At 59.3% G+C, this 24,611-nt stretch carries 24 protein-coding genes and 4 tRNA genes; 16 read left to right on the forward strand and 12 right to left on the reverse strand.

Features of this window, described 5'->3' with window-relative positions; genetic code table 11:
• Positions 1–127: 127 nt before the first annotated feature.
• Positions 128–358, reverse strand: coding sequence for a PP0621 family protein (locus tag ACW4TB_RS22740; protein ID WP_012316350.1), 231 nt, complete (start codon positions 356–358; stop codon positions 128–130).
• A 93-nt stretch (positions 359–451) separates the two neighbouring features.
• Positions 452–1,471: an outer membrane protein assembly factor BamD gene (locus ACW4TB_RS22745; protein WP_012316349.1), complete on the reverse strand. Its 1,020-nt coding sequence runs from the start codon at positions 1,469–1,471 to the stop codon at positions 452–454.
• Positions 1,472–1,618: 147 nt separating this feature from the next.
• Between ACW4TB_RS22745 and rluD the strand changes: the two genes are divergently transcribed.
• From rluD to ACW4TB_RS22775, 6 genes are all read left to right on the forward strand, one after another.
• On the forward strand, positions 1,619–2,581 hold the full coding sequence (gene rluD / locus ACW4TB_RS22750; RefSeq protein ID WP_039602973.1) for a 23S rRNA pseudouridine(1911/1915/1917) synthase RluD: 963 nt from the start codon (positions 1,619–1,621) through the stop codon (positions 2,579–2,581).
• Entirely contained in the window at positions 2,578–3,318 is a 741-nt protein-coding gene (gene pgeF, locus ACW4TB_RS22755) for a peptidoglycan editing factor PgeF (RefSeq protein WP_279933657.1), read from the forward strand. The genes rluD and pgeF overlap by 4 nt, the downstream gene beginning before the upstream one ends.
• Before the next feature lie 186 nt (positions 3,319–3,504).
• Positions 3,505–6,069, forward strand: a complete 2,565-nt coding sequence (clpB, locus tag ACW4TB_RS22760; protein ID WP_012316346.1) for an ATP-dependent chaperone ClpB — start codon at positions 3,505–3,507, stop codon at positions 6,067–6,069.
• 423 nt (positions 6,070–6,492) lie between these two features.
• Positions 6,493–6,568: transfer RNA gene (locus ACW4TB_RS22765), tRNA-Asn, on the forward strand.
• A gap of 4 nt (positions 6,569–6,572) precedes the next feature.
• Positions 6,573–6,649, forward strand: a tRNA-Pro gene (locus ACW4TB_RS22770).
• A gap of 6 nt (positions 6,650–6,655) precedes the next feature.
• Positions 6,656–6,731 (forward strand) — tRNA-Lys (locus tag ACW4TB_RS22775).
• Between the two features lie 117 nt (positions 6,732–6,848).
• On the opposite strand, the gene ACW4TB_RS22780 is transcribed toward ACW4TB_RS22775, so the two are convergent.
• The 3 genes from ACW4TB_RS22780 to ACW4TB_RS22790 form a co-directional block, all read right to left on the reverse strand.
• Positions 6,849–8,144, reverse strand: a complete 1,296-nt coding sequence (locus ACW4TB_RS22780) for an NAD(P)/FAD-dependent oxidoreductase (protein WP_012316345.1) — start codon at positions 8,142–8,144, stop codon at positions 6,849–6,851.
• Positions 8,145–8,228: 84 nt separating this feature from the next.
• A complete protein-coding gene (locus ACW4TB_RS22785; protein ID WP_012316344.1) occupies positions 8,229–8,402 on the reverse strand; it encodes a DUF3094 domain-containing protein in 174 nt (57 codons plus the stop codon).
• A 132-nt stretch (positions 8,403–8,534) separates the two neighbouring features.
• Positions 8,535–9,164, reverse strand: a complete 630-nt coding sequence (locus ACW4TB_RS22790) for a DUF1780 domain-containing protein (protein ID WP_012316343.1) — start codon at positions 9,162–9,164, stop codon at positions 8,535–8,537.
• A 97-nt stretch (positions 9,165–9,261) separates the two neighbouring features.
• Here ACW4TB_RS22790 and ACW4TB_RS22795 point away from each other — a divergent pair, with 97 nt between their 5' ends.
• Positions 9,262–9,939, forward strand: coding sequence for an energy-coupling factor ABC transporter permease (locus ACW4TB_RS22795; RefSeq protein WP_039605296.1), 678 nt, complete (start codon positions 9,262–9,264; stop codon positions 9,937–9,939).
• Between the two features lie 130 nt (positions 9,940–10,069).
• On the opposite strand, the gene yacG is transcribed toward ACW4TB_RS22795, so the two are convergent.
• The 4 genes from yacG to ACW4TB_RS22815 are packed head-to-tail and all read right to left on the reverse strand — an operon-like array spanning position 10,070 to position 12,967.
• Complete coding sequence (yacG, locus tag ACW4TB_RS22800) at positions 10,070–10,270, reverse strand: DNA gyrase inhibitor YacG (RefSeq protein ID WP_012316341.1); 201 nt, start codon at positions 10,268–10,270, stop codon at positions 10,070–10,072.
• A complete protein-coding gene (coaE, locus tag ACW4TB_RS22805) occupies positions 10,267–10,890 on the reverse strand; it encodes a dephospho-CoA kinase (RefSeq protein WP_012316340.1) in 624 nt (207 codons plus the stop codon). Before coaE ends, yacG begins: the two co-directional genes overlap by 4 nt.
• Complete coding sequence (locus ACW4TB_RS22810; protein WP_279933658.1) at positions 10,890–11,756, reverse strand: prepilin peptidase; 867 nt, start codon at positions 11,754–11,756, stop codon at positions 10,890–10,892. Before ACW4TB_RS22810 ends, coaE begins: the two co-directional genes overlap by 1 nt.
• Before the next feature lie 2 nt (positions 11,757–11,758).
• Positions 11,759–12,967 (reverse strand): type II secretion system F family protein, encoded by a 1,209-nt coding sequence (locus tag ACW4TB_RS22815; protein ID WP_012316338.1) that lies wholly within the window; start codon positions 12,965–12,967, stop codon positions 11,759–11,761.
• 215 nt (positions 12,968–13,182) lie between these two features.
• Between ACW4TB_RS22815 and ACW4TB_RS22820 the strand changes: the two genes are divergently transcribed.
• The 3 genes from ACW4TB_RS22820 to ACW4TB_RS22830 all read left to right on the forward strand — a co-directional run bounded on the left by ACW4TB_RS22820 (position 13,183) and on the right by ACW4TB_RS22830 (position 14,655).
• Entirely contained in the window at positions 13,183–13,593 is a 411-nt protein-coding gene (locus ACW4TB_RS22820) for a pilin (RefSeq protein WP_012316337.1), read from the forward strand.
• 70 nt (positions 13,594–13,663) lie between these two features.
• A tRNA-Thr gene (locus ACW4TB_RS22825) sits at positions 13,664–13,739 on the forward strand.
• Positions 13,740–13,749: 10 nt separating this feature from the next.
• Positions 13,750–14,655, forward strand: coding sequence for a DUF6538 domain-containing protein (locus ACW4TB_RS22830; protein WP_279933659.1), 906 nt, complete (start codon positions 13,750–13,752; stop codon positions 14,653–14,655).
• Positions 14,656–14,659: 4 nt separating this feature from the next.
• On the opposite strand, the gene ACW4TB_RS22835 is transcribed toward ACW4TB_RS22830, so the two are convergent.
• From ACW4TB_RS22835 to ACW4TB_RS22845, 3 genes are all read right to left on the reverse strand, one after another.
• The gene (locus ACW4TB_RS22835) at positions 14,660–16,024 is read right to left on the reverse strand and encodes an MFS transporter (RefSeq protein WP_012316333.1); all 1,365 of its coding nucleotides are present in this window, start codon (positions 16,022–16,024) and stop codon (positions 14,660–14,662) included.
• Positions 16,025–16,135: 111 nt separating this feature from the next.
• Complete coding sequence (locus tag ACW4TB_RS22840) at positions 16,136–17,074, reverse strand: BKACE family enzyme (protein WP_012316332.1); 939 nt, start codon at positions 17,072–17,074, stop codon at positions 16,136–16,138.
• Positions 17,075–17,079: 5 nt separating this feature from the next.
• Positions 17,080–18,021 carry a 3-hydroxyacyl-CoA dehydrogenase family protein gene (locus tag ACW4TB_RS22845; protein WP_279933660.1) on the reverse strand — a complete coding sequence of 314 codons (942 nt, stop codon included), beginning with the start codon at positions 18,019–18,021 and terminating at the stop codon, positions 17,080–17,082.
• Between the two features lie 134 nt (positions 18,022–18,155).
• Between ACW4TB_RS22845 and ACW4TB_RS22850 the strand changes: the two genes are divergently transcribed.
• From ACW4TB_RS22850 to ACW4TB_RS22875, 6 genes are all read left to right on the forward strand, one after another.
• A complete protein-coding gene (locus tag ACW4TB_RS22850; RefSeq protein ID WP_012316330.1) occupies positions 18,156–19,193 on the forward strand; it encodes an AraC family transcriptional regulator in 1,038 nt (345 codons plus the stop codon).
• 152 nt (positions 19,194–19,345) lie between these two features.
• The gene (locus ACW4TB_RS22855; protein WP_279933661.1) at positions 19,346–19,873 is read left to right on the forward strand and encodes a cupin domain-containing protein; all 528 of its coding nucleotides are present in this window, start codon (positions 19,346–19,348) and stop codon (positions 19,871–19,873) included.
• A 143-nt stretch (positions 19,874–20,016) separates the two neighbouring features.
• A complete protein-coding gene (locus ACW4TB_RS22860; protein WP_012316328.1) occupies positions 20,017–21,291 on the forward strand; it encodes an OprD family porin in 1,275 nt (424 codons plus the stop codon).
• 25 nt (positions 21,292–21,316) lie between these two features.
• Positions 21,317–21,703 carry a carboxymuconolactone decarboxylase family protein gene (locus tag ACW4TB_RS22865; protein WP_012316327.1) on the forward strand — a complete coding sequence of 129 codons (387 nt, stop codon included), beginning with the start codon at positions 21,317–21,319 and terminating at the stop codon, positions 21,701–21,703.
• 446 nt (positions 21,704–22,149) lie between these two features.
• Complete coding sequence (locus ACW4TB_RS22870) at positions 22,150–23,349, forward strand: tyrosine-type recombinase/integrase (protein WP_031631181.1); 1,200 nt, start codon at positions 22,150–22,152, stop codon at positions 23,347–23,349.
• Positions 23,346–24,512: a PDDEXK nuclease domain-containing protein gene (locus ACW4TB_RS22875; RefSeq protein ID WP_031631178.1), complete on the forward strand. Its 1,167-nt coding sequence runs from the start codon at positions 23,346–23,348 to the stop codon at positions 24,510–24,512. Before ACW4TB_RS22870 ends, ACW4TB_RS22875 begins: the two co-directional genes overlap by 4 nt.
• Positions 24,513–24,611 lie beyond the last annotated feature (99 nt).

Consider the following 24,611-nt stretch of genomic DNA (forward strand, 5'->3'; position numbering starts at 1 on the left):
CTGATGAAGAAGAAGGAGGAATACGTAAGCAGAACGGCCTAAAGACCGTTGTTTTCAACCATAGAATCTCCCACAGGATACAGCGTGCGAGCCGGCTTGCCGGCGATGAGGCCCGTGAGGTATTGGCTCAGTCTTGCTGGCCAGGCCCTTGCTGAAGGTGCGCCTGGCTGCAATACCACTGACTGCCTTGCTGCAGCGCCCGATCATTGGGCAGGTGCACGCCGCAGTGGGCGCAGCGCACCATCTTCAGCGGGTCGTCGAGTTTCGGCTCGGACGGCGACTGCTGGCTGATCTTGAATTTGCGCCACAGCCAGAACGCGGCGGCGATCAGGGCGATCCAGAAAAGTAGGCGAACCATGGTGTCCAGCTTGTCTATTGATTGAGGCGACAGTCTAGGACGAGGCCAATAAAAAAGGGAGACCTCAGTCTCCCTTTCTCGCACCCCGTTGAATCAGTCGAACAGACCAAAGGTCATGTAGCTGAACCAGGAGCGGTCTTTTTCGGCTTCTTTCGGCCCTTCCGGCAGGATCGGGTCGCCGTTTTCATCTTTGGGCAGCAAGTCCTGCGGCATCTCGGCGCGGGCATCCTGGAACTGGCGGACCACGTCCTGGTTGGCGCGGGTTTCACCTGGTGGCAGTGGCGCGTCGGTTTCGATCAGGCCCAGGGTGGCCTTGGACAGCCAGCCGCGGCCGTCAGACTCGGTCTGCTTGGGCTGGAACTCGCCATCGACCAGGCTCGGGTGGTCAGGGTAGTTGAGCTTGAGGGTTTCCAGGCTGGTGGCGGCCAGATCGTCCAGGTGCATCTTTTGGTACGCCTCGACCATCACGGCCAGACCGTCGCCGACCGATGGGGTTTCCTGGAAGTTTTCCACCACGTAGCGGCCACGGTTGGCGGCGGCCACGTAAGCCTGGCGGCTCAGGTAGTAGTCGGCCACGTGGATTTCATAAGACGCCAGCAGGTTGCGCAGGTAGATCATGCGCTGCTTGGCGTCCGGGGCGTAGCGGCTGTTGGGGAAGCGGCTGGTCAGCTGGGCGAATTCGTTGTACGAGTCGCGGGCGGCACCCGGGTCACGCTTGGTCATGTCCAGCGGCAGGAAGCGCGCCACCAGGCCGCGGTCCTGGTCAAACGAGGTCAGGCCCTTGAGGTAGTAGGCGTAGTCGACGTTCGGGTGCTGCGGGTGCAGGCGGATGAAGCGCTCGGCAGCCGACTTGGCAGCCTCGGGCTCGGAATTCTTGTAGTTGGCGTAGATCAGCTCGAGCTGCGCCTGGTCGGCGTAACGGCCGAACGGGTAGCGCGACTCCAGGGCCTTGAGCTTGTTCACGGCGCTGTTGTAGCTGGAGTTGTCCAGATCAGCCTGGGCCTGCTGATACAGCTCGGCCTCGCTGAGGTTCTCGTCAATGACCTCTTTATTAGAGGAACAGGCCGCGGTAAGCCCGAGGATGGCGATCAGCAGCAGGTGTTTCACTTGCATAGCGGCTTGCGTCCCTTTGACGGCCGCTGTCTTGGGCGGTGCCGTCCTGTTATGATGAGCGCCCCGGCCAACCCCGGGACAAAAGAAGCCGTATTTAACCACAAGCTCGCAGCCGAAACCAAAGGCTGTGCGCCCGCCGAATCGAGCATGTCCGAGATCATTCAACTTAGCGCAGAGGTACCGTCCGAACTGGGCGGTCAACGCCTCGACCAGGTCGCCGCCCAATTGTTCGCCGAGTACTCGCGTTCGCGGCTTACTTCGTGGATCAAAGAGGGCCGCCTGACGGTCGATGGTGCCGTCGTGCGCCCTCGAGACACCGTCCATGGTGGCTCCATGCTTGCACTTGAGGCCGAGCAAGAGGCCCAGGGCGAGTGGATCGCCGAAGACATCGAGCTGGACATCGTCTACGAAGACGACCAGATCATGGTGATCAACAAGCCGGCCGGGCTGGTCGTGCACCCGGCTGCCGGGCACGCCAGTGGCACATTGCTCAACGCCTTGCTGCACCATGTGCCGGATATCGTCAACGTACCGCGCGCTGGCATTGTCCATCGCCTGGACAAAGACACCACCGGCCTGATGGTCGTGGCCAAGACCCTGCAGGCGCAGACCAAGCTGGTCGAGCAGCTGCAGAGCCGTACGGTCAGCCGGATCTACGAGTGCATCGTGATCGGCGTGGTGACTGCCGGCGGCAAGATCAACGCCCCGATCGGCCGTCACGGTGGTGCACGCCAGCGTATGGCGGTGACCGAAGGCGGCAAGCCGGCGGTCAGCCACTACCGTGTGCTCAAGCGCTTCCGTTCGCACACCCACGTGCGGGTCAAGCTCGAAACCGGCCGTACTCACCAGATCCGTGTGCACATGGCCCATGTCGGTTTCCCGCTGGTCGGCGACCAGACCTACGGCGGCCGCTTCCGCATCCCGCCGGCAGCCAGCCCGACCATGGTCGAGGCGGTCAAGACCTTCCCGCGCCAGGCCCTGCACGCACGCTTCCTGGCGCTGGACCACCCCACTACCGGTGAGCGCATGGAGTGGGCGTCGGAACTGCCGGATGACTTCGTCTGGTTGCTGTCGCTGCTGAACCAGGACCGCGAGGCGTTTATCGGATGAGTGGCCTGACGCAGGCGCTGCTGTTCCCCGACTGGCCGGCCCCGGCCTCGGTTCGCGCCTGTGTCACCACCCGCCAGGGTGGCATTAGCCTGCCGCCCTATGAATCCTTCAACCTCGGTGACCACGTGGGCGACGACCCGCTTGCGGTCGCCGAGAACCGCCGCCGCCTGAGCGACGAATTTGCCATTCAGCCCGGCTGGCTCAAGCAGGTGCATGGCCTGATCGTGGCGGATGCCGACCCATCGGTGGTCGCCGAAGCCGACGCCAGCTGGACCGACCAGCCAGGCATTGCCTGTACCGTAATGACTGCCGACTGCCTGCCCGTGCTGTTCTGCGACCGTGCGGGCACCCGTGTGGCTGCCGCACATGCGGGCTGGCGCGGGCTGGCCGGTGGCGTGCTGGAAACCACGCTGGAGCGCCTGGCATTGTCGCCTGAAGAGGTGCTGGTGTGGTTGGGGCCTGCCATCGGCCCGCAGGCATTCGAAGTGGGCCTGGAAGTGCGGGATGCCTTCACCGCTGTGCACCCGGAGGCTGCCAAGGCCTTTGTCGAGGGCGAGCGGCCGGGCAAGCTGATGGCCGACATCTATGCGCTGGCGCGCATTCGCCTGGCGGCGCGCGGTGTGACAGCTGTTTATGGCGGTGGCTTTTGCACCGTCAGCGATGAGCGGTTTTTCTCCTATCGCCGCACCCCACAGGGTGGGCGGTTTGCTTCTTTGGTCTGGCTGGATCCTCGCTGACAGTCCCGGCCTCATCGCCGGCAAGCCGGCGATTGGGGCACCGCTAATCCATAAAGCTGACTTTAGTCAACCCCGCTACGCTTGAAACCTCCAGAATCACCCTTATCTATAAGGTCATCTCAGGCAGGTTTCTTCATCAAAGGCGCTGTCCATCGCTCCGACCTGCCCTTACAGGAAGGTATCCCCATGCGAATAGACCGTTTGACCAGCAAGCTTCAATTAGCGATATCCGATGCCCAGTCCCTGGCCGTTGGCATGGACCACCCTGCCATCGAACCCCTGCACCTGTTGCAGGCGTTGATCGAGCAGCAAGGTGGTTCGATCAAGCCACTGCTCATGCAGGTCGGCTTCGACATCAACAACCTGCGCCAGACACTGGTAAAAGAACTCGACCAGCTGCCGAAAATCCAGAACCCCACCGGCGATGTGAACATGTCGCAGGACTTGGCGCGCCTGCTCAACCAGGCCGACCGCCTGGCCCAGCAGAAGGGCGACCAGTTCATTTCCAGCGAGCTGGTGCTGCTCGCCGCCATGGATGAGAACAGCAAGCTCGGCAAGCTGCTGCTCAGCCAGGGCGTGAGCAAGAAGGCCCTGGAAAACGCCATCAACAACCTGCGCGGCGGCGCGGCGGTGAATGACGCCAATGCCGAAGAGTCGCGCCAGGCGCTGGACAAGTACACCGTAGACCTGACCAAGCGTGCCGAAGAGGGCAAGCTGGACCCGGTCATCGGCCGTGACGACGAGATACGCCGCACCGTGCAGGTGCTGCAGCGCCGTACCAAGAACAACCCCGTGCTGATCGGCGAACCCGGCGTGGGCAAGACTGCCATCGCCGAAGGCCTGGCCCAGCGCATCATCAACGGTGAAGTGCCGGACGGCCTCAAGGGCAAGCGCCTGCTGGCGCTGGACATGGGCGCGCTGATCGCCGGTGCCAAGTACCGCGGTGAGTTCGAAGAGCGCCTCAAGTCGTTGCTCAACGAGCTGTCCAAGCAGGAAGGCCAGATCATCCTGTTCATCGACGAGCTGCATACCATGGTCGGTGCCGGTAAAGGCGAAGGCGCCATGGACGCCGGCAACATGCTCAAGCCGGCGCTGGCTCGTGGCGAACTGCATTGCGTCGGTGCCACCACGCTCAACGAATACCGCCAGTTCATCGAGAAGGACGCCGCCCTGGAGCGACGCTTCCAGAAGGTACTGGTGGAGGAGCCGAGCGAGGAAGACACCATCGCCATCCTGCGTGGCCTCAAAGAGCGCTATGAAGTGCACCACAAGGTGGCCATCACCGACGGCGCGATCATTGCTGCGGCCAAGCTCAGCCACCGCTACATCACCGACCGCCAGCTGCCGGACAAGGCCATCGACCTGATCGACGAAGCGGCCAGCCGTATCCGCATGGAGATCGACTCCAAACCGGAAGTGCTCGACCGCCTCGACCGTCGCCTGATCCAGCTGAAGGTGGAATCCCAGGCGCTGAAGAAAGAAGAAGACGAAGCAGCCAAGAAGCGCCTGGAGAAGCTGACCGAGGAAATCGAGCGCCTGGAGCGTGAGTATTCCGACCTCGAAGAAATCTGGGCGTCCGAGAAGGCAGAAGTGCAGGGCTCGGCGCAGATCCAGCAAAAGATCGAGCAAGCCCGCCAGGAGCTGGAAGCGGCCCGTCGCAAAGGCGACCTGAACCGCATGGCCGAACTGCAGTACGGGGTTATCCCGGACCTAGAGCGCAGCCTGCAGATGGTCGACCAGCATGGCAAGACCGAAAACCAGCTGCTGCGCAACAAGGTGACCGAGGAAGAGATTGCCGAAGTAGTGTCCAAGTGGACCGGCATCCCGGTGGCCAAGATGCTGGAAGGCGAGCGCGAAAAACTGCTGAAAATGGAAGACCTGCTGCACCAGCGCGTAATCGGCCAGCACGAGGCGGTGACCGCCGTAGCCAACGCGGTACGCCGCTCGCGTGCAGGCCTTTCCGACCCGAACCGGCCAAGTGGTTCGTTCATGTTCCTAGGCCCGACCGGTGTGGGCAAGACCGAGCTGTGCAAGGCCCTGGCCGAATTCCTGTTCGACACCGAAGAGGCCATGGTGCGGATCGACATGTCCGAGTTCATGGAGAAACACTCCGTGGCTCGCTTGATCGGCGCCCCACCAGGCTATGTAGGTTATGAAGAGGGCGGTTACCTGACCGAAGCGGTACGGCGCAAGCCATACTCGGTGGTGCTGCTGGATGAAGTGGAGAAAGCCCACCCGGATGTGTTCAACGTGCTGCTGCAGGTGCTCGAGGATGGCCGCCTGACCGACAGCCATGGCCGTACGGTGGACTTCCGCAACACGGTGATCGTGATGACCTCCAACCTGGGCTCGGCGCAGATCCAGGAGCTGGCCGGTGATCGCGAAGCGCAGCGTGCGGCAGTGATGGATGCGGTGGGTGCGCACTTCCGTCCGGAGTTCGTCAACCGGATCGACGAAGTGGTGGTGTTCGAGCCCTTGGGCCGCGAGCAGATCGCCGGCATCACCGAGATCCAGCTTGGCCGCCTGCGCAGCCGCCTGAGCGAGCGCGAGCTGGCCTTGAGCCTGAGCCCGGAGGCGTTGGACAAGCTGATCGCGGTGGGTTACGACCCGGTCTATGGCGCCCGTCCGCTGAAGCGTGCGATCCAGCGCTGGATCGAGAACCCGCTGGCGCAAATGATCCTGGCCGGCAAATTCATGCCGGGTTCGGCGATCACTGCCAAGGTGCAAGGCGAAGAAATCGTGTTCGCCTGATCCCTTCGCTGCAAAAACTAGCCCCGCACCTGCGGGGCTTTTTTATTGGCCGCAGCGTTTCGGCAGCCAACGTGGAACCCTGTGGGGGGCGGCTTGCCGGCGGACAGCCCCGGCCAAACCCAGCAAAATCGGGGGCTCGCCAGTTTTTTCCATAACTTGCTGAAATTTTTGAAAAAAACGCTTGCACAGAAATTAGAGTGCCCCTAATATACGCCGCGTTGTCAGGCACTAAGCGAATCACCAGCAACATCGGTGACCGCAAAACAACTTAGAAATCAGTAAGTTGAATGAAAAAAAGTGGTTGACAAGCAAAACGAAGAATGTAGAATAGCCGGCCTCAGCAGCGACAACGCGAAAGCGGATAGCCAAAGAGATCGAAGCTAACACAGACTTCGAAGCTGTAAAGATGTACCGAAGTTCAGTTCCGCGATAGCTCAGTCGGTAGAGCAAATGACTGTTAATCATTGGGTCCCTGGTTCGAGTCCAGGTCGCGGAGCCAATCTCGGGGTGTAGCGCAGTCCGGTAGCGCGCCTGCTTTGGGAGCAGGATGTCAGGAGTTCGAATCCCCTCACCCCGACCATTTTCAGGGTCGTTAGCTCAGTTGGTAGAGCAGTTGGCTTTTAACCAATTGGTCGTAGGTTCGAATCCTACACGACCCACCATGTAAAAAGGGCATCTCGACTGAGATGCCCTTTTTCTTTTGTCTCGCGAAAAGTTTTGGCCAGTACCGCCAACCGGAAGCAAAAAAAGGGCCGCATCAGCGGCCCCTTTCTACACGATCAGTGCAGCTTCAGTCGCGGCTCAGTGCCCCGCCCAATTTTGCTACCCAGCATCATCATCGCGGTGCGGAAGAACCCGTACAGCGCCATCTGGTGCATGCGATACAGCGACACATAAAACATCCGCGCCAGCCAGCCTTCCAGCTTCACGCTACCCATCAGGTTGCCCATCAGGTTACCCACCGCCGAGAAGCGCGACAGCGACACCAGCGAACCGTAATCCTTGTAGGCATAGGTCGGCAGCGGCTTGTTCTCCAGGCGCGCTTTCAGGCTCTTGGCCAGCATCTCGGCCTGCTGGTGCGCTGCTTGGGCGCGTGGCGGCACGTTGCGGTCGCTGCCCGGTTGCGGGCAGGCTGCACAGTCACCGAAGGCGAAGATGTCATCGTCGCGGGTGGTTTGCAGGGTAGGGCGCACCACCAGCTGGTTGATACGGTTGGTTTCCAGGCCGTCGATATCCTTGAGGAAGCCCGGCGCACGAATACCGGCCGCCCACACCTTGAGGCTGGCCTGGATCACTTCGCCGTTGGCGGTCTTCAGGCCATCGGCGGTCACTTCGCTGACGGCAGCGTTGGTCATCACCGTCACGCCGAGCTTTTCCAGGGTCTTGTGCACCGGCACGCTGATGCGCTCTGGCAGCGCAGGCAGCACGCGCGGGCCTGCCTCGATCACGGTGATGTGCATGTCCTTTGGCTGGATACGGTCCAGGCCATAAGCCGCCAGTTCGTGCGCTGCGTGGTGCAGTTCGGCCGCCAGCTCCACACCGGTGGCACCGGCGCCGACAATCGCCACGCTGATTTTCTCGCTAGCCTGGTCACCCGCATGAGCACGCAGGTAGTGGTTGAGCAGTTGCTGGTGGAAACGCTCGGCCTGCTTGCGGGTATCTAGGAACAGGCAGTGCTGCGCCGCGCCCAGGGTGCCGAAGTCGTTGGTGTTGCTGCCCACGGCAATGACCAGGGTGTCATAGCGCAAGGTGCGCGCAGGTACCAGCTCGCGGCCCTCTTCATCGAGGGTGGCGGCCAGCTGGATCTGCTTGCCTTCACGGTCCAGGCCACTCATGCGCCCCAGCTGGAAGTTGAAGTGGTTCCACTTGGCCTGGGCCACGTAGTTCAGTTCGTCTTCCGAGGAGTTGAGCGAGCCGGCGGCCACTTCGTGCAGCAGCGGCTTCCAGATGTGCGTGAGGTTGGCGTCGACCAGGGTGATCTCGGCCTGCTTGCGCTTGCCGAGGGTTTTACCCAGGCGGGTCGCCAGTTCCAGGCCGCCGGCGCCGCCGCCGACAATCACGATGCGATGAGTCATGGGGATATCTCATAAGGTTTACGGAATTCGTGGCCCCAGGGGCCGGCCGCAAACTGCACGAGGGGAGGGCGAGCGCGAGGCAGCTCATAGCACCAGTCCACTCAACAGGCGGCTGATGAGGCCCAGCCCGATGGTCACGGCCACCACCAGCACAAGGAGCAGCCACGGCCGGAATGGCTTGCGCTCGACTTGGTGCTGAGGGGCTCGCAGATACTCATCGACACGACGCTGATCTTCCGGATTCAGTCGGCTAGTCATGGTGGGCCTCGTCAGGTAGACGTATGTGACTGCCTGAACGCTACAGCGTTCCGGCAAGTACTTGAGACAAATGATAAAGCTTTCTATCCCTGGCGCCGAGTGTACGCCATCGCAAAGACTCTCGGCACTGGATCAAAGACTGATGCCCACGTCGAACACGATGCTGCGCCCCAGGTTGCCGCGCAGAAAGTCCGGGGCATCGGGGTGGGCGAACAGCACCCGGGCAAACGTCGGCCCCACCAGCGACAGCGAGCGCCAACCCTGACGCAGGTACTCGGTGGGCGGCGGGAAGTGGGTGTTGAGGTCGAGCACTTCACGCTTGAGGCTGGCGAAGGCGATGATGTCCAGCTCGCTCAGGTCCAGGCCGCGTTCACGATAGTTGTGCGCCTTTTTGCGCAAGGTGGGCGCCAGCCGCGCCAGCAGCTCGGTGGCGGCGATACGCCTGGGCCGCGCCTCGCGCCGCACCAGCTGGGCCAGTGAAAAGGCGCTGCGTCTTCGCTGCAGCTCTTCGCGCCACTCATCATTGAGCCGGCGGCCTTCGTCGAGCACAAAAAACACCTCGAACGACGCATCGCGGAACAGCACGTCGGGCGGCTCCTGGCCGGCCGGGGTGAAATCTTCACTGCGATAGGGGATGTTCAGCCCCTGCAGCAGGCGCTGGCATACCCAACGCTCCCGCTCCCATTTGCGAGCATTGGAGAGGAATGCATTGGCTTGTTCGGCCTGGATGGTGAGCAGGCGCAGGTAGTCTGAGTCATCCATGCTCACAGCTTAGACGCTAAACCATGACGATAAGATGCTGTTTTTGAATGGGTGTAGACTCAGGTATGTCCACAGTCTCGACAGGGGCATTCGTCAAGTGATCAGCGCGCAAGTCTTGTCCAGCACCAGCCTCACGCTCGGTTGGGTAGGGTTCGTCCCTTTGCTGCTGTGGGCGGCCAGCCGCACCCGCTGGCTGGAACTGTTCGCCGACAGCCGCCGGCAGCACCTGCTGTTCGGTACGGTGTTCTGCCTGTTTGCACTTTGGCTGGTCCGGCGCGACTTCGACACCGGTGTGTCGTACCACTTCATCGGCATGACCGCCGTGACGTTGTTGCTGGACTGGCCGCTGGCGGTGCTTGGCGGGTTTCTGGCCCAGCTCGGCTTGTTGGCGCTGGGGCGCCAGGACCTGGCTGCGCTTGGTATCAACGGCCTGCTGCTGATCGGCCTGCCGGTGCTGATCACTGAGGTGTGCGCCATCCTGGTCGAGCGGGCGCAGCCGCGTAACCTCTTCGTTTACATCTTCTGCTCGGGGTTCTTTCCCGCAGCACTGACCGTGCTGGTGTGCCTGCTGGCCGGGTTGGGGCTGCTGTGGCTGGACGGGCGTTTCGCCATGCCGGAGTGGCTCAGCGACTTTGTCGGCTACCTGTGGCTGATGATGTTCCCGGAGGCGTTCATCAACGGCATGGTGGTCAGTGCGCTGGTGGTGTTCTGCCCGGAGTGGCTGGAGACATTCAACCGCACGCGGTACCTGCAGGCGCCGTGGAAGGACGAGTAGCAGCGGCCTTGTGTCGCTAAAGGGCCGCAGAGCGGCCCCAGCAATTGTTGCATCAATACCGAAACATCGAGGGCCGCTGCGCAGCCCTTTCGCGACACAAGGCCGCGCCTACAGGTCCCGATGCAGCGCCTTAGTGGCGCGGCTCCAGGTCCCCCGAATACAACTCATCCTCGGACTCTTGCGACCCTGCAATCTTGTGCTCCTCAGCCGCCCAGGCGCCCAGGTCGATCAACTTGCAACGGTCAGAGCAGAACGGCCGGAACGCGTTCTTCGCGTCCCATTCCACAGGTGCGCCACAGGTAGGGCAATCGACGGTCAATGGCTGGCTCATGGCTGGCCTCCTCGTAAAGTCAGGTAAAAGTGGTGCAGATGGTCGATCTGCGCATGCAGCGCGGCAAGGTCACTGTCGTTGACCACCACATCATCGGCATGGCGCAAGCGCTCTTCGCGGGCCAACTGAGCCTTGAGGATGGCTTGCACCTGCTCGGGGCTGGTGTTGTCCCGCTGCAAGGTGCGCGCAACCTGCAGCGCTTGCGGTGCATCGATCACCAGCACACGCTGGGTTTTCTGGTACTGGCCAGACTCGATCAGCAGCGGCGACACATACACCGCATACGGCGACTCAGCCTTGGCCAGGTAGCTGAATATCTCCTGCCCGATCAGTGGGTGCAGCAGCTGTTCAAGCCATTTGCGCTGGGCCGGGTCGGCGAAGATCAACTGGCGCAATGCTGTGCGATCGAGCTGGCCGTCCTCCAGCAGCACGCCCGGGCCAAAGCGCTCGACAATGCTGGCCAAGGCCGGGCGGCCGGGCTCCACGACCCAACGCGCGGCCTGGTCGGCATCGACCAGGTGCACACCAAGCTCGACGAAGCGCTCGGCGGCGGCGCTTTTGCCGCTGCCAATGCCGCCGGTGAGGCCGAGAATCCAGGGGGTGAACGGCGCAGTGGTCATCAGAATCCAAGCAGTTGCAGGTATGAGGCGTATATTTCATCACCCCAGAGCACGGCAATCCACCCCGCAATGGCCAGATAAGGACCAAAAGGTATCGCCGTACCCATCGAATGGCTGCGCAGGCGCAACATGCACAACCCCACCACCGCCCCGACCAGCGACGACAGCATCAAGGTCAGCGGCACTACCTGCCAGCCGCCCCAGGCCCCGATCAGCGCCAGCAGCTTGAAGTCGCCGTAACCCATGCCTTCCTTGCCGGTGATCAGTTTGAACAGCCAATACACTGTCCACAGGCTGAGATAACCGGCCACCGCGCCCCAGATGGCGTCGGACAATGGCACCACGGTATCGAAAACATTGACGATCAGCCCCAGCCACAGCGTGGGCAGCACCAGCACATCCGGCAATATCTGCTTGTCGTGGTCGACAAGGCTCAGCGCCAGCAGGCTCCAGGTAAAGGCCAGCAAGGCCAGTGCCTCCATCCCGGCACCGGAATGCCAGGCCACCGTCAGCGACAGCAAGGCGCAGGCCAGCTCCACCAGCGGGTAGCGTGAGCCGATGGGCTGTTTGCACGCAGAGCAGCGCCCGCGCAAGGCCAGGTAACTGAGCACCGGAATATTTTCCCAGGCACGGATAGCATGCCCACAGTGCGGGCAACGTGAAGCGGGCAGGCACAGGTCGAAGCGCTCATGCTCATCGGTCGGCAGCCCCAGCGCCTCCTGCGCTTCACGCTGCCATTGGCGCTCCAGCATGATCGGCAGCCGATACGCCACCACATTGATGAAGCTGCCGACCAACAGGCCAAGCAAGGTCGCCAGGGTGAAGAAATACGCCGGCTGTTCGGCCAGTAAAGTCCATAAAGTCATGTTCAGATCAAACTACCCAACTGGAAGATCGGCAGGTACATCGCCACCACCAGGCCACCGACCAGCAGGCCCAGGACCAGCACGATGGCTGGCTCCAGCAGGCTGGTCAACTGGTCCAGCGCCTGGCTGACCTGTTCCTCGTAAAGGCTGGCGGCTTTTTCCAGCATCTGGTCCAGGGTGCCGCTTGATTCACCGATGGCCGTCAGCTGCACCAGCAGCGGCGGGAACAACGGCTCAGCCGCCATCGCCTGATGCAGCCCTTGCCCATTGGCCATGCCCTGGCGCAGCCGCAAAATGGCCCGCTCGTGCAGCTCGCCCCCACAGGCCCTGGCCACGGTGCCCAGCCCGTCCAGCAGCGGTACCCCAGCGGCATACGCCGTAGCCAGGCTGCGTGCAAAACGGGCCAGCGCCGCTTGCCCCAGCAGCCGACCGAACACCGGCAGGCGCAGTACCTGGCAAGATATCCACAGGCGTGCTGGCGCATGCTGCCGATACAGCTGGCGCATACCCAATGCCACCACAAGCAGGGTTATCAACAGCAGCGGCCCATGGCGGCCCAGCCCTGTGGACAAGTCGATGACCCATTGCGTGAACGCCGGCAACGCAGCATCAAAGCCGGCAAACAGACTTTCAAAGCGCGGAATCACTTCCAGCAACAGCACCGCCGACACGCCCAGGCCGGTGAGCAACAGCAGCAGGGGATACAGCATCGCCTTGCGCACCCGTTTGAGCAGTGCCTGGCGCTGCTCCAGCATGCCCGCCAGTTGCTCAAGCTGCCGGTCGAGGGTGCCGGATTGCTCGCCCACGCGTACCAGGTTGCAGTAAAGCCCGTCGAACCACTGCGGGTGGCGCTGCAACGCATCCGCCAGCCCCAACCCCGCCGCCACATCCTGTTTCAAACGTTCCAGCAACGCCGCCTGCGCCGCGCTGCACCCACTGCGGCCCATCACCTGGAAGGCCTGCAGCAGCGGTACACCCGCCCTCAGCAACGTTGCCAACTGCCGGCTGAAACCCGCCGGGTCGCTCTTTGCCCGACGTGCAGGCCAGCGCCATACCAGCCCGCCCGCGGGCCGCAAACTAGCCACGCGAATGCCCTGGCGCTGCAGCCCGGCCCGCACATAGGCCGGGCTGCGCCCAGCCATCTGCCCGCGCACTTCTGCGCCATTGGCATCGATGCCCTGCCAGGCGTAGAGCTGTGTTGAATGGTTCATGCAAATGTCCTTTTCTGCCCGTGTGACAAGCCTGGAAACAGCTTGTCGTGTCCATGAAGGGGCGCGCATTGGCGATGCTCACTAGAGTAGTTCAGCGAAGGTGACGCCCCGGCCGGCAGGGGTGACAAAAGGTGTCTGTTCAGGCCTACTGCGCCGCTGCCAGCCGGGGTCGAGCCTGACCTCAACGAACACGCGTATCAAAAAGGAAACCGTTCATGAAAGGGCAACGCGGTATCACCCTGATCGAACTGATGATCGTCGTCGCGATCATCGGCATCCTGGCGACCATCGCCATCCCGATGTACACCAACCACCAGTCACGCACCAAGGCGGCTGCCGGTTTGCTGGAGATCAGCGCGCTGAAGACAGCGATGGACCTGCGCTTGAATGAAGGGAAGGATGTGGCCGATGTCGCTGCACTGGGCGGCCAGCCCGCGACTGCACATTGCGCGATCACCGCTGCCGGCAAGGCTGCCGACGGCAACGGGAGCATCGTCTGCACCCTGGTGGACGCGCCGGCCAATGTGGTGGGCAAGGCCCTCACCCTGACGCGCTCGGCTACCGGCTGGCGCTGCACCACCAACATCGAGGAAGACCTGGCGCCCAGTGGCTGCAAAGGGGCCTAAAGGCAGGGGAATAAGTCAGCGGAAACAGGCGTTTGCGTAACGGCTGCGGCAGTGGTACGTTGCGCTACACGCCGGTGTAGCTCAGTCGGTAGAGCAGCGCACTCGTAACGCGAAGGTCGCAGGTTCGATTCCTGTCTCCGGCACCATGAAATCTCCATGAAACCCTTTGAAATCAAGGGTTTGAGGCCTCTAAAGCCCCTCTCGCGTGGTAACCTTTGTGGTAACTACTCGATGAAAGCTAGCTTTGGCCCCCTCCAAGTGAACCTCCGTTACACCTACTCCCGCAAAGGGACGCTGTACTATCAGCGGCCCATCCCGAAAGAACTCCAGCCTCGATACGGCAAAAAACTCGTGAAGGTGAAGCTCAAGAGCGCGGATGTGCTCATGGCTAGCCGTGAGGTGGATCGCTTGAACCGACAGGTTGAGGCTGAGTGGGAACGCCTGCGGGCGGAACCGACATTCTCCCCGCAAGCTCTCAGGGCCCACGCCGTGTCTCTCCTCCGTGATTGGGGGCTCGCCGATCAGCCTGCGAAGAATGACCCCTCTATCGTCGAGGTGTTCTTCGACTTTCTGGACGGCAAACGGCCAAATCACGCAGTGGAGGATGAAGATCAACGCGCGCAACCCAACCCCGTGGAGTACCTCTCACCCACTGAGCGGGAAGCGGCCAAGCTGCTGGCAGGACGGGTTGAGGTAAGGCTGAGCGATGCGCTGGACTTCTACCTGGATAACCACACCAAGCGTGACGATGCCAAGTTCTCCGCAGATGCTCGGCGAGTGTTCGATGGACTGATGAATGTGATTGGTGACAAGCCCTTTGAGTCGGTCACTCGGGCGGATGCGAGGGCTTACGTTGATGCTGAGTTGGCTCGCGGCTCTGCCACCACCAGCGTTCGCCGCAGGCTATCCACCATCGTGGCGGTGTTCACTCGTTACGCACGGGAGCATGAGCTTTCGAGACCGAACCCGTTTGCCGAGCTTAAGATTATGGGCGAGGGCAGCGACTCGAAAGAGCGCCAACCATTCACCCCGGAAACCGAGTCCACTTTGCACGAGTCCTGAGGGTCTATCGATGGCTTCCCACTCGCACCGCCTTCGCAGGTAGCGCCAGTAAAATCGCCAATCCTCCTGCAAGCATCAGAAGCGAGATGGTGAAAATCCCGTTATCCAGACTGCCTGTCAGCTCCTTGATAAATCCGAGCAGCGCTGGGCTGACGAAGCCACCAACAACTCCAATCGAACTCACTAGTCCAATCCCGACAGCCGCAGTGGCTTTATTGAGATAGGTCGAAGGTATGGCCCAGTAGGCAATCCCTGCCCCAAATTGGAAAAAGCCAACGAAGCTCAGCACCGCAATTGTGGCCACCAACGAGTTGTTAAGGAATGGTGTGGTAGCGAGGCCGATTGCCCCCAGGATCAACGAGCCGCCCACGTGCCAGCGGCGTTCCTTCAGTCGATCCGAGCTGGCCGAGACGAAGAGCACTCCAAGGGCAGCGAAGACATAAGGAATAGCCGAAAGCGCCCCTATATGGGAAACATCATTCACCCCCAGGTTTTTAATGATTGTGGGCAACCAGAAGGTGAAGGTGTAGTTCGCGCATGCAGTGGTGAAATAGATGAACGCCAGTAGCCAAACCTTCGAATCCCCCAGCGCCAGGCGCAGCTTCGATAGGGCACCCACATGGCCCTTCTCAACAGAGGCATCTGAATCTTTTGCCATGGCATCAGCAACCACTTGCTTCTCGGCATCACTTAACCAGCGCGCCTCTGATGGACGATTGGCCAGCAGGAGATAGCAGAAGCAACCCAGCAAAACAGTAGGAAGTCCCTCAATTAGGAACATCCACTGCCAACCGCTGAGGCCGCTGACACCATTCATAGACTGCATGATCCAGCCAGAGAGTGGGCCGCCGATGATCCCGGCCACTGGAATAGCAAACATGAACTGGCCAGTGACTTTCCCGCGCCGCGTGCTCGGGAACCAGTAGGTGAGGTAGAGAATGATCCCCGGGAAGAATCCTGCCTCACAAACTCCCAGCAGTAGCCGAACGAAGTAAAACTGCTCAGGGGTTTTCACCAACATCGTTGAGGCTGATACCAGTCCCCACAGCACCATTATTCGCAGCAGAGTGATTCGAACACCTACTCGTTCGAGCCACATATTGCTAGGAACTTCGAATAACAGATAACTGATGAAGAAGATTCCTGCGCCTAATCCATATACGGCCTCAGAAAATCCGAGGTCGGCGCTCATCTGAAGTTTCGCGTACCCAACGTTGATTCTATCGAGGAAGGCTAATAGGTACGCCAAGAAAAGCAGCGGGACCAAGCGCCATGTGATCCTCCGATATACGGAGTTCTCGGTGACCAGGTATTTATGTGAGGAAGCGGGGCCACCAGAAGCGTCCACGGTGGTTTCGACATTAGCCATAGCATTGCCTCGCGATGATTATTATTGTTCTTTCTCGCCTGTGGAGTTCGAAGGCTCCCTAGATACCAAGCCTTCGTAACCTCCACTGTCAAGGGTGTTGCTTAGTGGAAACTAAAATCCGACGTTCGCAGCGCCCTTGAGCCCCAGGATCTGGCGAGCCTCATCTGGCGTGGCGATTTCATACGACAGCTCTTCGAGAATTCGACGAATTTTCTGAACCTGCTCTGCGCTGGACTTTGCTTTCACCCCTTTACCCAAGTAGATACTGTCTTCCAATCCTACCCGCACATGTCCACCCATGATTGCGCCGATGGTGAGCAGAGGCATTTGATGGCGGCCAGCCCCCAAAATCGAAAACTCATAGTTGGTGCGCCCGAATAGGCGATCCGCGACGCTACGCATCATTGTGAGGTTTTCAGGGCAAGCGCCCAGGCCACCTAGAATTCCATAAATCGACTGGATAAAGAATGGTGGCTTAATCAAACCTTCATCAACAAAGTACGCGAGATTGTAAAGGTGCCCTACATCGTAGCACTCTAACTCAAAGCGTGTGCCCGACTCACCCAGATCTTGCATGATGTGCTTGATGTCTTTGAAGGTGTTTCTGAAGATCAGATCTTCCATGCCCTCGACATATGGTTTTTCCCACTCGTGTTTCCAGTTGTCGAATTTACGAGCAATAGGATGGATCGAAAAGTTCATTGATCCCATGTTTAGTGAGCACATTTCAGGGCGTGCCCGCAGCGGATATGCGAGACGCTCTTCAAGTGTCATACGCGTGCTTCCGCCTGTAGTGATGTTGATCACCGCACCCGTTTGGCGAGCAATTTCCGGGACAAATTGATCAAACAGCGCTGGATCTGGTGATGGCCGACCATCGATGGGGTCACGAGCATGCAAGTGGACGATGGAGGCACCAGCCTCGACAGCATCGATAGCCTGCTGGGCGATTTGTTCAGGTGTGATCGGCAGATATTCCGACATGGTCGGGGTGTGCATTGCACCGGTAACGGCACAGGTGATGATAATTTTGCGGTTCTTATTGTTCATCGCTTTTACTCAGCTTGGGACGTTCCAGGGGACTTGGCGGCCACTAACTCGATGAGTCGCATAGCCAATTGCTGACGAACCCCATCGGCTTGTTCTTTTGTCCATGACCGGAGTCCTTCGCCGGATCGCATTCCTTCGTGCCCATTTGCCAGCAGGGTTTCGAGCAGCGGATTTGGAGTTTGGTCGTTACATAAATCCGGGAAAATGACTTGGTGGACTAGCTTCGTCAGTTGGAGCCCCACCAAGTCTGCGTTCTCCATCGGGCCCAGGTAGGGCAACCTCATGCCGAAGCTTTGCTTTACCACCGTATCGATAGTCTCGGCGTCACACACGCCTTGGGAGACCAGAGAGATGGCCTCCCTCCACATTGCATGTTGAAGCCTGTTACCGATGAAACCAGCGACGTCTCGATTCACCTTAACCGGTGACTTACCCAGGCTCTGGAGGAGTTCGAAGGTCGATTCAAATACGCTCAGTGAGGTGTGCTCAGTACGCACTACCTCTACCAGAGGAACGAGATGAGGAGGGTTCCACCAGTGTGTGCCGACCAGTCGCGCTCGGGCCTCGGAGCCCAGCATCTCGCCGATTTCAGTGATGGGAATGACAGAAGTGTTGCTTGCCAGCACGGTGTGTGGTGGGGCGAAGCCAGCGATATCGGCGAAGAGCTTTTGCTTCAGTTCCAGCCGCTCTGGCACAGCCTCAATGACGATATCGGCGTTGCTCACCGCCTCCCGCAAGTCTGTGAAGAGGGCAATGTTCGCGAGAATCGGCGCTGAGGCTATACCCATCTGATCGAGGTTATGGGCCACTCGCTGCGGAGCGAGGTCCAAGGTGGCCGCATCGGGATCGTAGAGCGATACTTTATGTCCGGCTTGGGCAAAAACCTGTGCAATGCCATGGCCCATGAGCCCGGCCCCGATTACACAGGCCTGTAGAATCTTGTGCATGGTGACTCCGTTTTTATCGAGCCCGTTCGGGCTTTCTTGTTGAAGTCATACTACGAGCGTGCAGATAAGCTGGTAAGGTTGCTTTAGGACAGTTACCAGTCCTATCCGGACACTCGCGCTAACGGAGGGTTGCCATGCCTGCACCTAATCAGGTCTTCCTCAATCAGAAAATATTTGCTCCATACAAGATCGCCACGCTCGTTGAAGCAGTGGCTGAGCAAGGGATCACTGCGGAAGTCGTCCTCCAGGGAACGCAGCTCGATGTCTCCCAAATCAGCGATCCAAATACGCTGACCTCGATTCATCAGTACATTGAGGCCTGCGAAAATGTCATCCGAGCCTCGGCAGACTCCTCAACTGCTTTTCAGGTTGGATCTCGTATGCATCTCTCTGCATACGGGATGTATGGGTATGCGTTGATGTGCAGTTCAACGCTGCGAGATTTTTTCGACTTCGGCGTGAAATACCACGTGCTCGCCACACCCACACTGACGATCAGTTGGCGCGAAGAAGCCGATGCCGCCATTTGGGAGTTCACGGAGGTTTACAGTCATCTCATGAGCCCAAAGGCGAGGCAGTTTCTGCTCCGCCAGCAGATGGCTCAACACGTCACTCATCTGAACGATGCGGCAGGGCCTGAGTGCCGGCCTATAAAGGCTCTGTTCGCATTTCCCACTCCTTCGGATTCGGCCAGGTATGAGCGGTTCCTAGGGTGTGAATGCGAGTTTGGCCATCAAGTGACGGAGCTTCACTACCCTCATAAGATTTTGGCCCAAGCTCCTCAGCTTGCTAATCGCCTAACCCGTACCGTGCTGCAGGAAACGTGTGACCGTCTGATAGGCAAAGCGAAGACCTCGTCAGGCTTCGCGGGTGAGGTTTACCAACTGATGATGCTGACTCCGAATCAGTTTCCGACGATGGAACAGGTCGCTCAGCAAATGCGATTGACCACCAGGACTCTACGCAGAAAGCTGGACGCGGAAGGGACGGACTTCGGAGCTATTCTTGATGACGTGAGAAGCAGCCTTGCCTTGGAGTATCTGCAAACCACTAAGATGAGCACTGAGGACATCGCAGCCAAAATCGGCTTCAGCGACAGTACAAATTTTCGACGAGCGTTCAAGCGGTGGACAGGGAAGACACCTCGGCAGGTCAGGGAGGAATCGAAGTAGTGCGCCCTACGTCTGGATGTCCGATTATGACCGTTTTGAATCCGGTTATGACCTCGCATTTTTCAGGCAGGATTCGTAGTATGCGGCGAAGGTAGACCTCATTGAGGGCCTACTCGGCAAATGGCCCAATCAAAGAATAAGAGTGCCTGACCATGCTCATACCTGTGCGACGTATCATCACGTGTGATAATTCAAACGGTCGATCTACCGTCCTCTCTGACGGTCCTGCCACTCACTGCATCGGCGGTCTCACCGAGCTGTGGACCACCGGAAAAGCTCCGCATGATCACAGTTCAACCACTGATCACGGTGAGCTGTCCAATAGCTTGGAGCCTCCCGCATCGGGCACGGTTTTCAGATTCTTTCAGATCCCTCCTGAAGCAGATACAGCTCACCTCAGTCTTGAGGAGAAGGCGAAGGCTTGGGGTGACCTGTTCGCAAGAATGAATGCGGCCCACGTTCAACCTGATACCACTCGTGATCCGGGCATGCACAAGAGTTCTACTACTGACTACATAATTCTCCTGCAAGGTTCAATCACGCTCGTGCTCGATGAAGCCGAAGTTGAAATGAAGCCGTTTGATGTAGTTATTCAGCTCGGCACCAATCACTCATGGGTAAACCGGGGTGATGTTGATGCTCTGTTGATGGCGGTCCTGGTAGACGCAAGAGGGTCTTGAAAGCTCGCTGAATTACTTAAAGCAACTCGATCCCTTAATGATTTTAGGGGGGCGGCTTTACTGTGTGCTCCACTTGTGACTTTTTGAATGCTGCTAAGTGTCAGCTTCGTTCTCGTCTGCCCGTAAAAAGGAAAATAAAAATAATGAAGATCCTTTCGATCCAGAAATTAAAACTTCAATCCAGCCTGCTCGGCGGCACAGTTGTAACGCTTTCGGTATTAGGTTTAGGAGCCCAGGCAAACGCCGAGGGGATGATCGAGGATACGAGCGCTTCGCTTAATCTGCGAAATTTTTACCACAATAGGAATTTTGTAGATCCCACTTATCCACAGGGCATGGCAGAAGAATGGGCGCAGAGCTTCATCTTGGATGTCCGCTCAGGCTTCACACAAGGGCCTGTGGGCTTCGGTGTGGATATTCTCGGGCTCTACTCCCTAAAACTTGACGGTGGGCGTGGAACTGCAGGCACTCAGCTCCTTCCAGTCCATGATGACGGCAGAGCCGCCGATGACTTCGGTCGTTTAGGGGTTGCAGTGAAAGCCCGAGTATCGAAGACAGAACTGAAGGTTGGTGAGTGGGTCTCATCGCTTCCGGTACTGCGTTCAGATGATGGTCGATCTTTACCTCAGACATTCAGGGGCGCACAGATCACATCTAAAGAAATCGAAAACGTTACACTTTATACTGGTCAGTTTCGAGGCAATAGCCCGAGAAACGATGGCAGCATGGAAAAAATGTTCATGTCTGGTAGGCCTGGAGCGGTATCTGATCGATTCAATTTTTTCGGTGGTGAGTACTCGTTCAATAACCAGGCTACTCAAGTTGGCCTTTGGTATGCAGAACTGCAAGACATCTACAAGCAGCAGTATTTTAATGCGGTACATAGTCAGCAGTTAGGCGACTGGCGGCTAGGTGCGAATCTTGGCCTGTTCTTGGGAGATGAGTCCGGTTCTGCCAAGGCAGGCGAAATGGACAACAAGACTGCCACACTGATGCTTTCTGCAAAGACCGGCGCGAATACGTTTTATGTAGGATTACAGGGCGTCTATGGAGATACAGGTTGGATGCGTGTTAACGGGGCCGCTGGCAGTGCGCTCGCGAACGATACTTTCATTTCAAGCTACGATTTTGCCAAAGAGCGCTCTTGGCAGATTCGTCATGATTTCAATTTTGTAGCCTTGGGAATACCTGGTCTGACAATTATGAACCGCTACCTGTCGGGTAGTAATATTCATGCCGATGCAGTGACTGACGGAAAAGAGTGGGGGCGCGAGTCCGAGCTCGCGTATGTTGTGCAGAGCGGACCGCTGAAAGACATGTCTATCAAATGGCGAAACTCTTCGCTAAGAAGAGATTTCAGTAATTTCGATATTGATGAGAATAGGGTGATTATAAATTACCCAGTTAAGTTTTTATGACCAACTTTCTTGACTGCAGGTGATTATGAGCGACGTACTTGACGGAAGAGGCATGCGGGCAGCAGTCATGGGGGAGCCGTTTGTAGAGCTGGCTATGCGCAGCGCCAACGGGTTCACTCTACCGCTCCAGGAGTTCATCAATGATCATGCCTGGGGAAGTGTGTGGCTTAGAGAAGGCATCTCCCTCAAGCTTCGAAGCTTGGTGACAATCGCCGTGCTGACTGCTTTGAAATCACCAAAGGAACTTTCTGGGCATGTGCGCGGGGCTCTTAACAATGGCTGTACTCCGGAGGAGATCCAGGAGGTCATTCTTCACTGCGCGGTTTATGCCGGTGTACCCGCTTCTGCGGAAGGCTTCCGTGTGGCTAGAGCCGTGATTGAGGAGGATATTCCAGGTCCAGTTCAGTCATGACGGCAAGCGGCGAGAATTGCTAGAGGGGACGTAGGAGCACGGGCTGTCCTCTGCGCCAACAAGCGTGATCCCTGCGGCCGCTAGTGATAGCGCTGTGGTAATCCTGTGGTAACCTCGCCAGCCCTGCACGCGATTGCACCCAAATTCATTGGTCGCCACACCCCGGTTCGATTCCTATCGTTCCTGTCTCCGGCACCACATTCAGATTGGCCAGTGGCGATTTTTCGCTTGTTGGCCCTGCTAAGAAGCCCGCCGTGTGCGGGTTTTTTTGTTTCACGATGACTCCAGCATCGCAATTCGCTGGACTACGCCGAGGCTCGATACAGCAGGTTTATCAATTACTTAGGCGAGTTCAACATATGCCGATGCTTTCTGAAACTTGACCCGGCTTCCCCTCGCGTGGCTCCCATGCGGCTCTTGGAAACCGGGCTTTCCGAGGAGTCATCATGGCGAAAATCAAGCTCACCAAGTCCGCAGTCGATGCGGCACAATCCCAAGACAAGGCCGTCGAACTGCGGGATACCGTGGTGCCGGGTTTCCTGTGCAAGATCACCCCAGCAGGCCGCAAAGTGTTCATGCTCCAGTACCGCACGAACGCCGGCGAGCGCCGCAAGCCCGCCTTGGGCCAGTACGGGGAACTGACCGTCGATCAGGCGCGCACGATGGCGCAGGAATGGCTGGCCGAGGTGCGCAAAGGTGGCGATCCCAGCGCTGCCAAGAACGCCGCCCGCAAGGCGCCGACCATGAAGGAGTTCTGCGACACCTTCATGGAGGACTACTCCAAGCAGCGCAACAAGCCCAGCACGCAGCGCGGCTATCAGGGCGTCATCGACCGTTGCATCATCCCGATCATGGGCCGGATGAAGGTGCAGGACGTGAAGCGCCCGGACGTGGCCGCGCTGATGAAGAAGCTGGCCTACAAGCAAGCAGAGGCAAACCGCACCTTCGGCGTGCTGCGCAAGATGTTCAACCTGGCCGAAGTGTGGGGGCTACGCCCTGACGGCACGAATCCGTGCCGCCACGTCCCGATGTACCCGCCCGGCAGGGAAACCCGGCTCATCGTGGACGATGAGCTGGTGCGGATCTTCCGTCACCTGGAACACCTGGAGGCGAAAGGACTGGAAAACTACGTCATCCCGCTGGCGATCCGCCTGCAATTCGAATTCGCCGCCCGCCGCTCCGAAATCTGCCCACTGGAATGGGGCTGGGTTGATCTGGAAAACCGCCGCGTCGTCTGGCCCGACAGCAAGACCGGCGGTATCTCCAAGCCCATGAGCGAGGAAGCCTATCGGCTGCTGTCTACCGCACCGCGCCGGGACGGCTGCCCCTACGTCCTGCCGTCGCCCAACGACCCGACCCGGCACATGACACACGGCGAACACTACGGCGGCTGGAAGCGCGTGCTCAAGGCCGCTGGTGTGCCGCACGTTGGCACACATGGCATCCGCCACCGGGCGACGACCGATATTGCGAACTCGGGCGTGCCGACCAAGGTGGGCATGAAGCTCACAGGCCACAAGACCGTGGCGATGTTTATGCACTATGTTCATACCGAGGACAAGCCGGTGCGGGATGCGGCCGAACTGGTGGCGAATCGGCGGCTGGCGATCACCGGGGCATCCCGCTCTATGGAGGTGGCAGAATGACAAGGAAGATGCCCGTGGCGACGCGGAAACCTTCTGCCTTACCTGCCGGCTATGCCGGTATCCACGGCGGCATCGTGGAACTTCTGGATGCGGCGCGCCAGGCAGCGGCGCGCAGTGTCAATGCGCTGATGACGGCCAGCTATTGGGAGATTGGCCGCAGGATCGTCGAAGCCGAGCAGAAAGGCAGACGACGGGCCGGTTACGGCGAGCAGTTGATGGCGCGGTTGTCCGCCGACCTGACAGCGCGATTCGGGCGTGGTTTCAGCCCGGACAACCTGGAGAACATGCGGCGCTTCTTCGCCGCTTACCCCCTTGAGGCAATTTCCGAGACACTGTCTCGGAAATCTGGAGACGGACTGCCTATCGAAAATTCCGAGACGGTGTCTCGGAAATTCGACCTCTCCGAACTGGCCCAGGTCTTCACCCTGCCGTGGTCGGCCTATGTCCGGCTGCTGTCGGTCAAGGATGACCATGCCCGCCAGTTCTACGAGGCCGAGGCGCTGCGCGGTGGCTGGAGTGTGCGCCAGCTCGATCGACAGATTGGAAGCCAGTTCTACGAACGCACGGCCTTGTCCAAGGACAAGGCGGCGATGCTGGTCAAGGGCTCCGTGGCCAAACCCGAGGATGCGGTCACACCCAATGATGCGATCAAAGACCCGTATGTGCTGGAGTTCCTCGACCTCAAGGACGAGTATTCGGAATCCGACCTGGAAGCGGCCTTGATCCAGCGCCTGGAAGACTTCCTGCTGGAACTAGGCGAAGGCTTCACCTTCGTCGGGCGGCAACGTCGGCTGCGCATCGACCAGACCTGGTATCGGGTCGATCTGCTGTTCTTCCATCGCAAGCTGCGCTGCCTGGTCATCATTGATCTGAAGCTGGGCAGCCTGACCCATGCCGATGTGGGGCAGATGCACATGTACTGCAACTATGCCAAGGAGCATTGGGCTTACCCGGACGAGAACCCACCGGTGGGCCTGATCCTGTGCGCAGACAAGGGTCATGCCCTGGCGCGGTATGCGCTGGATGGCTTGCCGACCAAGGTGATGGCGGCGAACTACCGGACGGTATTGCCGGATGCCGAACTGCTGCAAAAGGAACTGGAGCACACGCGGCGTCTGCTTGAATCTCGCGGAACGCTTTTCCTCAAGGAAGGCAAGCTGTAGTCGTGTGTCCGGCTTGTTGCTGTCGGGCTCGCGGGCTCCCTCCTGCTTAGTAGCGAATCACAGCCATTCGGCGCTGATCCGTGACGCCTTCGGTTTCCA

The organism is Lelliottia jeotgali (assembly GCF_977070485.1).

What these genes read in the sequence shown, in the direction of transcription:
- ACW4TB_RS22815 (WP_012316338.1), bottom strand. Translation starts at nt 12,967, where the DNA reads ATGAACCATTCAACACAGCTCTACGCCTGGCAGGGCATCGATGCCAAT.
- ACW4TB_RS22865 (WP_012316327.1), top strand. Translation starts at nt 21,317, where the DNA reads ATGAGCGACGTACTTGACGGAAGAGGCATGCGGGCAGCAGTCATGGGG.
- rluD (WP_039602973.1), top strand. Translation starts at nt 1,619, where the DNA reads ATGTCCGAGATCATTCAACTTAGCGCAGAGGTACCGTCCGAACTGGGC.
- ACW4TB_RS22785 (WP_012316344.1), bottom strand. Translation starts at nt 8,402, where the DNA reads ATGACTAGCCGACTGAATCCGGAAGATCAGCGTCGTGTCGATGAGTAT.
- ACW4TB_RS22810 (WP_279933658.1), bottom strand. Translation starts at nt 11,756, where the DNA reads ATGACTTTATGGACTTTACTGGCCGAACAGCCGGCGTATTTCTTCACC.
- clpB (WP_012316346.1), top strand. Translation starts at nt 3,505, where the DNA reads ATGCGAATAGACCGTTTGACCAGCAAGCTTCAATTAGCGATATCCGAT.
- ACW4TB_RS22820 (WP_012316337.1), top strand. Translation starts at nt 13,183, where the DNA reads ATGAAAGGGCAACGCGGTATCACCCTGATCGAACTGATGATCGTCGTC.
- ACW4TB_RS22835 (WP_012316333.1), bottom strand. Translation starts at nt 16,024, where the DNA reads ATGGCTAATGTCGAAACCACCGTGGACGCTTCTGGTGGCCCCGCTTCC.
- coaE (WP_012316340.1), bottom strand. Translation starts at nt 10,890, where the DNA reads ATGACCACTGCGCCGTTCACCCCCTGGATTCTCGGCCTCACCGGCGGC.
- ACW4TB_RS22860 (WP_012316328.1), top strand. Translation starts at nt 20,017, where the DNA reads ATGAAGATCCTTTCGATCCAGAAATTAAAACTTCAATCCAGCCTGCTC.
- ACW4TB_RS22870 (WP_031631181.1), top strand. Translation starts at nt 22,150, where the DNA reads ATGGCGAAAATCAAGCTCACCAAGTCCGCAGTCGATGCGGCACAATCC.
- ACW4TB_RS22790 (WP_012316343.1), bottom strand. Translation starts at nt 9,164, where the DNA reads ATGGATGACTCAGACTACCTGCGCCTGCTCACCATCCAGGCCGAACAA.
- yacG (WP_012316341.1), bottom strand. Translation starts at nt 10,270, where the DNA reads ATGAGCCAGCCATTGACCGTCGATTGCCCTACCTGTGGCGCACCTGTG.
- ACW4TB_RS22875 (WP_031631178.1), top strand. Translation starts at nt 23,346, where the DNA reads ATGACAAGGAAGATGCCCGTGGCGACGCGGAAACCTTCTGCCTTACCT.
- ACW4TB_RS22840 (WP_012316332.1), bottom strand. Translation starts at nt 17,074, where the DNA reads ATGAACAATAAGAACCGCAAAATTATCATCACCTGTGCCGTTACCGGT.
- ACW4TB_RS22855 (WP_279933661.1), top strand. Translation starts at nt 19,346, where the DNA reads ATGCTCATACCTGTGCGACGTATCATCACGTGTGATAATTCAAACGGT.
- ACW4TB_RS22830 (WP_279933659.1), top strand. Translation starts at nt 13,750, where the DNA reads ATGAAACCCTTTGAAATCAAGGGTTTGAGGCCTCTAAAGCCCCTCTCG.
- pgeF (WP_279933657.1), top strand. Translation starts at nt 2,578, where the DNA reads ATGAGTGGCCTGACGCAGGCGCTGCTGTTCCCCGACTGGCCGGCCCCG.
- ACW4TB_RS22845 (WP_279933660.1), bottom strand. Translation starts at nt 18,021, where the DNA reads ATGCACAAGATTCTACAGGCCTGTGTAATCGGGGCCGGGCTCATGGGC.
- ACW4TB_RS22745 (WP_012316349.1), bottom strand. Translation starts at nt 1,471, where the DNA reads ATGCAAGTGAAACACCTGCTGCTGATCGCCATCCTCGGGCTTACCGCG.
- ACW4TB_RS22780 (WP_012316345.1), bottom strand. Translation starts at nt 8,144, where the DNA reads ATGACTCATCGCATCGTGATTGTCGGCGGCGGCGCCGGCGGCCTGGAA.
- ACW4TB_RS22740 (WP_012316350.1), bottom strand. Translation starts at nt 358, where the DNA reads ATGGTTCGCCTACTTTTCTGGATCGCCCTGATCGCCGCCGCGTTCTGG.
- ACW4TB_RS22850 (WP_012316330.1), top strand. Translation starts at nt 18,156, where the DNA reads ATGCCTGCACCTAATCAGGTCTTCCTCAATCAGAAAATATTTGCTCCA.